The sequence below is a fragment of the Streptomyces oryzae genome (genome assembly GCF_017676365.1).
Taxonomy (GTDB): Bacteria; Actinomycetota; Actinomycetes; order Streptomycetales; family Streptomycetaceae; genus Streptomyces; species Streptomyces oryzae.
Genome location: NZ_JADKMA010000270.1, coordinates 1 through 7740 on the forward strand (window position 1 = coordinate 1; position 7740 = coordinate 7740).

Consider the following 7740-nt stretch of genomic DNA (forward strand, 5'->3'; position numbering starts at 1 on the left):
GCCCCGCCGAGCGCCCCGCGAACCGCCCGTGCTCCGGGACCCACCGGAGGGGCTGCCGCCGGAGGGACCGTCGCTCAAGGAGCCACCGCCGGAGGCCCTCATACCGCGCGCGGCGGCTCCGACTGGCCGGCCTCCGCGTTCAGTTGGCGTACCAGCTCCGTCAGGTCCGTGGGGCGGTCGGGCGTCCACCAGTCGCCCAGCAGCTCGGCCAGCTCCTCCTGTCGGGCGTCGGAGAGGGCGCGAGCGGCCTGTTCGCCGCGCGGGGTGGCCACCAGCTCCAGCCCCGCCCGGGTCGCCAGCCCGCGCTCCTCCAACTCCCGTGCCCCGTCGGCGACGACGCGGCGCGGCACCACCCCGGCGTCCTCCAGCAGCGCGGGCTCCACGGGACCGTCGTGGTGGACGCGCAGCAGCATCCAGGTGGCGGCCGGGGCCAGGTCGAGCCCGGCGGTACGGGTGATGCGCGCGTACAGGTCGCGTCTGCCCTCGATGGTGCTCAGCCGGGAGAGGGCCCGGGTGACCTCGTCGGCGGGGCTGCGCTCGACGGGACACGCGCCCAGGGTCTCGCTCTCGTCGGGCACCTGCACGCTGCGCCGCAGCCGCTGTTCGCGCAGCAGCCAGGTCAGTACGAAGGCGAGCGCGGCGAGCGGCGCCGCGTAGAGGAAGACGTCCGTGATGGAGGAGGAGTAGGCGTCCAGCACCCCGCGCCGGGCGCCGGCAGGCAGCCGGCCGAGGGACTGCGGGTTGCGCTTGAGGGAGTCGGGCGTGACCCCGGCGGGCAGGGACCGGCCGCGCAGTGCGTCGCTGAGCTCGCCGCCGAGCCGGGAGGCGAAGATCGCGCCGAAGACGGCCACGCCGACCGCGGCGCCCACGGAGCGGAAGAAGGTGACGCCGGAGGTGGCCACGCCCAGATCCGCGTAGTGCACGGCGTTCTGCGCGACCAGTACCAGCACCTGGAGCACCAGTCCGAGCCCGAGTCCGAAGACGGCGAAGTAGGCGCCCATCTCCCACTGCGAGCTGTCCGGCGTCATCCGGTGCAGCAGGAGCAGCCCCCCGGTGGTGACAGCGGTGCCCAGCACCGGGAACACCTTCCAGTGCCCGGTGTGGGTGATCAGCTGGCCTGACAGGGTGGAGGAGAGGAGCAGGCCCAGCACCATCGGCAGCATGTGCACACCGGACATCGTCGGTGTGATCCCGTGCACGACCTGGAGGAAGGTCGGCAGATAGGTCATGCAGCCGAACATGGCGAAGCCGACGACGAAGCTGATCGCCGCGCAGAGGGTGAAGTTGCGTACGGCGAAGATGCTCGGCGGAAGCACCGGTTCCGCCGCCCTGCGCTCCACCGCGACGAACCAGCCGAGCAGGATCGGCGCCAGTACCGACAGCCCGTAGATCTGTGCGGAGTTCCACGGCCAGGTGGTGCCGCCCAGGGAGGTGACGAGTACGACACAGGTGGCGACAGCGGCGATCAGAAAGGTGCCGAGATAGTCGATCCGGTGCCGCTCGGCGTGTACGGGGATGTGCAGCGCGAGCAGGATCACCGCCATGGCGACGGCGCCGATGGGCAGGTTGATGTAGAAGACCCAGCGCCAGTCCAGGTGCTGGGTGAAGAACCCGCCCAGCAGCGGGCCGAGCACGCTGGTCGTACCGAAGACCGCGCCGAACAGGCCCTGATAGCGCCCCCGTTCGCGTGGCGGCACCAGGTCGCCGACGATCGCCATGGACAGCGTGATCAGACCGCCGCCGCCCAGGCCCTGCACCGCGCGGTAGCCGATGAGCTGCGGCATGTTCTGCGCCACCCCGCACAGCGCCGAGCCCACCAGGAAGATCACGATGGCGGTCTGGAAGAGGCGCTTGCGCCCGTACTGGTCGCCGAGCTTGCCCCACAGCGGAGTGGCCGCCGTCACGGCCAGCAGATAGGCGGTCACCACCCAGGACAGGTGCTCCATGCCGCCGAGGTCGCTGACGATGGTGGGCAGTGCGGTGGCGACGATCGTCTGGTCGAGCGCGGCCAGCAGCAGTCCGAGCAGCAGAGCGGTGATCGGCAGCAGTACCCCGCGTGTGCGAGGGGGTGCCGGTGCCGCCGCGATGTCCCCGCTCATACGCCAACCGTGCCCCGCGGGGTGGGGCACAGCCTGCCGGCCGCCTCCGTTCGGGGGACCATGACGGCCCCCTGGCCATGACCGGCCCCGCAGAGGCGCGCAACCGCACGGGGCGCCCCGCTACGCCACCGCCTCGTACAGACTGAACCCGGCCAGCGCCAGCATCAGCAGCGCCGCGATCCGGGTGATCAGCCGCAGCGGTACGTACCGCATCAGGGTGCGGCCTCCCAGGATGCCGAGCGCGGCCACGGCCCACAGGGCGAGGACGGCGCCCAGTGCCACCGAGAGGGGATCGTCGTAGCGGGCCGCGAGGTTGGCGGTCATGATCTGCGTCAGATCGCCGAACTCGGCGACCAGGATCAGCATGAAGCCGCTGCCCGCCACCTTCCAGAACGACTGGTCGGCGGGCTTGCGTGCCTGCTCCTCCTCGGCGTCGTCCTTCTTGAGCAGCAGCACCGCGGCGCCCACCAGGAACAGCACACCGACGATGCCCTGCACCAGCCGGTGCGGCAGCAAGGTGAGCACGCTGCCCGCCGCGACGGCGAGGGTGACATGGACGAGAAAGGCCGCCGCGACGCCGGCGAAGACGTAGGACGCGCGGTAGCGGGTGCCGAGCATCAGTCCGGCCAGGGCCGTCTTGTCCGGCAGCTCGGCGAGGAAGACGACGCCGAACACGACGGCGGCGACGGTGAGGCTGAGCACGGGGTTCCTCCGTGATCGGGGCTGCCGCACCAGCGTGAGCACACTTCGGCACGGCAGCGTCATGGGCTGTCCGTGCATTGGGCACGAACGCGGACACTGCGGCCGAAGGTCTCGCTGGCGCGGCGCCGCCACCGGATGGCGGACGCCTCGCTCCGGGCGCCGGGCCCGCGCGCGGCGGGCCAGTGTGTCGACGGTCCGGCGAAGAGCTACTCCCCTTCAGACTCGTCCGACTGTACGCGATGCACGCACCCGGTGCGATCGGCGCTCCCTGTGACGCGGGAGACAGCTGCCATGGGAGAGGGGGACGGAAAACGGTCCCGGGTGGCCAATTCCCGTACATCGGCGACCAACTCCCGTACGGCGTCCGTCGGGTGGGTGTATCGCGTGTGGCGGGAGGCTCATTCCCGGGCAGCCTCTTGATGTGACGTGCACACGACCGTCAGGCTGTGTCCGCACCACCAACGGCACCATCCGACAGCACCACCGCTCGACTTCCCCCCACACCAAGGGAGTTCGCATGGCGCACAAGCACCGGACAGCCCTCACTCTCTACGCGCGTCGACGCTGGTCGGCGCTGCTCGCAGTCCTCGCAGCCGCCGTCTGCGGACTGCTGGTCGCCCTCACTCTGGGCGCCTCCCCCGCCGCCGCCGAGCCGCCGACGCCGCCGAGCGCTTCCGAGGCCACCACGATGCTCGGCGAGATCACCGAGAAGGGCGAGGGCTCGATGGACGGCTACTCGCGCGAGAAATTCCCCCACTGGATCGACCAGGGCGACAGCTGCGACACCCGCGAGGCCGTGCTCAAGCGGGACGGCGACGGCGTCGAGACCGGCAGCGACTGCTACCCGACCAAGGGCAGCTGGACCAGCCCCTACGACGGGGAGACCTGGACCAAGCCCTCGGACATCGACATCGACCACGTCGTTCCGCTCGCCGAGGCATGGCGCTCCGGCGCCTCCTCCTGGACCCAGGACAAGCGCCAGGAGCTGGCCAACAACCTCAAGATCGCCCAGCTGCTCGCGGTCACCGACAACGTGAACCAGGAGAAGGGCGACAAGGACCCGGCCGAGTGGATGCCGTCCAAGTCCGGCTACCACTGCACCTATGCGCGCATGTGGATCTGGGTCAAGCACACCTACGACATGACGGCGGACTCCGAGGAGAAGACGGCCCTCAAGAAGGCGCTCGGCACCTGCTGAGGCGGCACCCGGTCAGGAAACTGGTCGGACGGCTCCCTCGTTCCGTACGGTGCGGGTTCAAGGCCCGCACCGTACGGCGCCACACGGACGAGGGAGATCCGCATGACCGGCCTCCGACTGGGCCCGCTGCTGCGCTACGTCGACCAGGACACCGCCACCGTGTGGGTGGAGACCGAAGCGCCCTGTCAGGCCGAGGTGCACTGCGAGGGCTCGACAGCGGGCGGGACGGCCCGCACCTGGCAGGTCGCGGGACACCACTACGCGCTGATCACCGTCGTCGGTCTGGAGCCGGGCACCGAGACGCCGTACCGCGTCACTCTCGACGGTGAACAGGTGTGGCCGCTGCCCGGCTCGCCGTTCCCCACCAGCACCATCCGCACCCTGCCGCCGCCCGACGCGACCCCCGGTGAGGCGGGCCCCTTCCGGATAGCCTTCGGGTCCTGCCGCTGGGCGGCCCGCCCCACCGGCGCCCGGCACGATCCGATGGGCCCCGACGCGCTGGACGCGCTGGCACACCGGACACTGACCGGCAGCCCCCGCCCGGACGTGCTGCTCCTGCTGGGCGACCAGGTCTACGCGGACGAGACCTCCGAGCCGGTGCGCGCCAGGCTGTCCCGCCGCCGCGATGTGAGCAAACCGCCGTGGGACCAGGTCGCCGACTACGAGGAGTACACCGAGCTGTACTACGAGTCCTGGCTGGATCCGGAGGTGCGCTGGCTGCTGTCCACCGTGCCCAGCTGCATGATCTTCGACGACCACGACGTGATCGACGACTGGAACACCAGCGAGGCGTGGCAGCGCGAGATCAGGGCTACCGGCTGGTGGCGCGAGCGCATCCTGGGCGGACTGACCTCGTACTGGGTCCACCAGCACCTGGGCAACCTCTCCCCCGCCGAGCTCGCCGAGGACCCGGTGTTCGCCGCCGTACGCGCCGCCGAGGACGGGGAGCCGCCGCTGCGCGCGTTCGCCGAGCGCGCCGACCAGGACCCGACAGCGGCCCGGTGGAGCTACCGCAGGGACTTCGGCCGGATCCGGCTGGTGATGATCGACACCCGGGCCGGGCGCGTACTGCCGGAGAGCGAGCGGCGGATGGTGGACGACGAGGAGCTGGACTGGCTGCACGAGCAGGTCCTCGACGGCGGGCCCGGCGCCGTCGACCATCTGATCCTGGGCACCTCGCTGCCGTGGCTGCTGCCGCCCGCCGTGCACGGCCTGGAGACCTGGAACACCACGCTGTGCTCGGGGGCGCGCGGGCCGCGCTGGGCGCGGTTCAGCGAGAAGCTGCGGCAGCGCGCCGACCTGGAGCACTGGGCGGCCTTCCCGCACTCCTTCCGCGCGCTGAGCGAGCTGATCCAGCGGGTGGCCGCCGACCAGGACGCGCCCGCCTCGGTGAGCGTCGTCTCGGGCGATGTGCACCATGCGTACGTCACCGAGCCGGAGTTCGACGACCTGAAGGTCTCCGGCGGCGGACAGCGCTCCCGCGTGGTGCAGCTCACCTGCTCGCCGATCCACAACGACATCCCCGCTGTGATGCGGTCCGGGTTCCGCTTCGGCTGGAGCCGGGCCGGACGCCGGCTCGGTCAGGCGCTGGAGCGGCACGCCCGCGCCGAGAAGCCGCCGTTCCGCTGGCGGCGGACCGGCGGCCCCTGGTTCGGCAACATGCTGATGACGCTGACGCTGCACGGCCGCGACGCCTGCTACGCGCTCGACCGGGCCCACCCGGCGACCTCGGCACCGGACGGCACGCCCCGCTCCGGCCTGGAGCGCGTCTTCAGCGGCCGGCTCAGCGGGACCGGGCCTGCCGACGGTGGGGGTCAGGACTGACGCGGCCTCACGACCCGCTGAGAGGCACCGAGAAGCAGGCCACCCGGGCACCGGCCTGCCCCGCGTGGCCCGGCTTGCTGCTGGTGCCCTTCTCGTGCAGTACGACCGAGCCGGCTTCTCCCTCGCGGAAGGTCCAGCTGTGCCGGGAGACGGCACCGCCGCTGCCCTGGCCGTCGGTGGTGAAGTCCAGCCACACCTCGTTGCGCGGGTTGGCGTAGCGGGGGTTGGTCGAGGGCTGCACCGGGTCCTTGCGGTGCTGGTAGTGCGGGCCCGAGTCGTCCGGCCTGGCACCGCACGGCTTCGTATGGACGTGCGCCCCGTAGGTGCGGTCCGGGAGCAGTCCGCGTACCTGCAACCGCACGGTGGTGCCGTGCCCGGTGGCTTTCCGCGCCACCATGATTCCGGCCCCGGCGGGCACCTTGGACCGGTCGTAGGTGACCGCGTCGGGGCGGAGGAAGGCGTTCGCCGGCGAGAACTGGTCGTAGCGCACCAGGATCGCCGCCCTGTTGCCTTCGCCGGGACCGCTCTCCTCATGGGCCCCGGAGGACTTGTGGGACTCGTAGGTGGTGATTTCCCCTGACGCGCCATCGGCTTCGGAGGTGTGCCGGATGACCGGGTCGGAACTGCCCGCTGCACCGGGGCCGGGCTGGAAGAGACGGTGCCCGGGTGTGCCGGTGATCTCCACCTCGCCGGAGCCGACGTGCACGCGCACGCCGCCGAGTTCGGCGTCCTCGAAGGCCTTCGGCAGGTCGCGGAGGTCCTTCAGCAAATCGTCATCGCCGAGCCGCTCCAGGATGCCGGTGAGACGCTTGAACTCCATGTGGCCCGCGAGGGCCGTGTGTTGCCCGTCGTCTTCAGGTACGTCGTCGGCCGTACTCGATCCGCTCCCCGCGAGCAGCGCCGCCACCAGCGTGACCGCTGCCGCTCCCCCCGCCCCCACCGTGCGCAAACGTGCCCTCATCGTGCCGGCCTCCACTGATTCACAGTTGTCCTATGGTCCGATTCCGTGACATCCGTATCCAGGAGCGCCGCGGAAGTGTCGCCACGGCCACCCAGCGGCCCTGAGCGGGGGACCCGGGCGTACGCTGTACGGCGGTAATCGTGCCGACCGACGAGAGCCGGGCAGGGGAAGAGAAACGGGGACAGCAGTGCCGGAAATCCTGGGGTCGGTGACCGGATCCCCGTGGATCTACTTGGTCATCGCCGTATCGGTGCTGCTCGACGTCTTCGTGCCCGTACTGCCCAGCGGTGTCCTGGTGATCACCGCGGCCACGGCGGCCGCGGGGACCACGGCAGCCGACGCCGCCGATCTGCCCAGCGCCGCAGCGCGTGGCGCCGCCGAGAGCGGACGGCTGGTCGAGGTGCTGCTGTTGATGCTCTGCGCCGCGGGCGCCTCCGTACTGGGCGATCTGGCCGCCTGGCGGCTCGCCTGGCGCGGCGGCGACCGGTTCGACCGGGCCGTCGCCCGCTCCCGCAGGCTCACCTCCGCGCAGGAACAGCTGGGCCGGGCGCTCTCCCAGGGCGGCGGCGCGCTCGTCGTCCTGGCCCGCTTCGCGCCCGCAGGACGCTCGGTCGTCAGCCTGACAGCGGGCGCCACGCACCGCAGGGCACGGGACTTCGTGCCCTGGTCGGCGCTGGCCGGTGTGGCCTGGGCGGCCTACAGCGTGGGCCTCGGCTACCTCGGCGGCCAGTGGCTGGGCGCCAGCTGGCTGGGCACGGCCGTCTCGGTGCTCGCGCTGTTCCTGGCGGGCGGGTTCGCCGCGTACCTGATACGGCGTGAGCCTGAAGCGGACCTCGCCACCGACCCGGCCAACGCCCTGGACGCGGACCTCGGCCTGGGCGCGGACCTCGCCCCTGGCGTGGGCACGCAGTTGGCTGGCGGCGACTCCGCGGGGGTGGCCGGGAGCGGGCCGGGGT

General features: G+C 71.9%; 6 protein-coding genes. 3 read left to right on the top strand and 3 right to left on the bottom strand.

All coding sequences use genetic code 11. The annotated features are described in order from the left end of the window. Positions 1 to 98: 98 nt before the first annotated feature. Entirely contained in the window at positions 99 to 2099 is a 2001-nt protein-coding gene (locus ITI46_RS31970; RefSeq protein ID WP_209243438.1) for an MDR family MFS transporter, read from the bottom strand. Positions 2100 to 2219: 120 nt separating this feature from the next. Next, the gene (locus ITI46_RS31975) at positions 2220 to 2801 is read right to left on the bottom strand and encodes a TMEM165/GDT1 family protein (protein WP_209243439.1); all 582 of its coding nucleotides are present in this window, start codon (positions 2799 to 2801) and stop codon (positions 2220 to 2222) included. 517 nt (positions 2802 to 3318) lie between these two features. Between ITI46_RS31975 and ITI46_RS31980 the strand changes: the two genes are divergently transcribed. Together ITI46_RS31980 and ITI46_RS31985 are read left to right on the top strand one after the other, a co-directional pair. Beyond that, the gene (locus ITI46_RS31980) at positions 3319 to 3999 is read left to right on the top strand and encodes an HNH endonuclease family protein (RefSeq protein ID WP_209243440.1); all 681 of its coding nucleotides are present in this window, start codon (positions 3319 to 3321) and stop codon (positions 3997 to 3999) included. A 102-nt stretch (positions 4000 to 4101) separates the two neighbouring features. After that, entirely contained in the window at positions 4102 to 5823 is a 1722-nt protein-coding gene (locus ITI46_RS31985) for an alkaline phosphatase D family protein (RefSeq protein ID WP_209243441.1), read from the top strand. Positions 5824 to 5830: 7 nt separating this feature from the next. Here the strand turns inward: ITI46_RS31985 and ITI46_RS31990 are convergent, their stop codons facing one another. Next, positions 5831 to 6784 carry a superoxide dismutase family protein gene (locus ITI46_RS31990; RefSeq protein WP_247746913.1) on the bottom strand — a complete coding sequence of 318 codons (954 nt, stop codon included), beginning with the start codon at positions 6782 to 6784 and terminating at the stop codon, positions 5831 to 5833. A 208-nt stretch (positions 6785 to 6992) separates the two neighbouring features. On the opposite strand from ITI46_RS31990, the gene ITI46_RS31995 reads away from it, so the two are divergent. Continuing rightward, on the top strand, positions 6993 to 7740 hold a 748-nt coding region (locus tag ITI46_RS31995; RefSeq protein ID WP_372452117.1), incomplete at its 3' end, for a DedA family protein.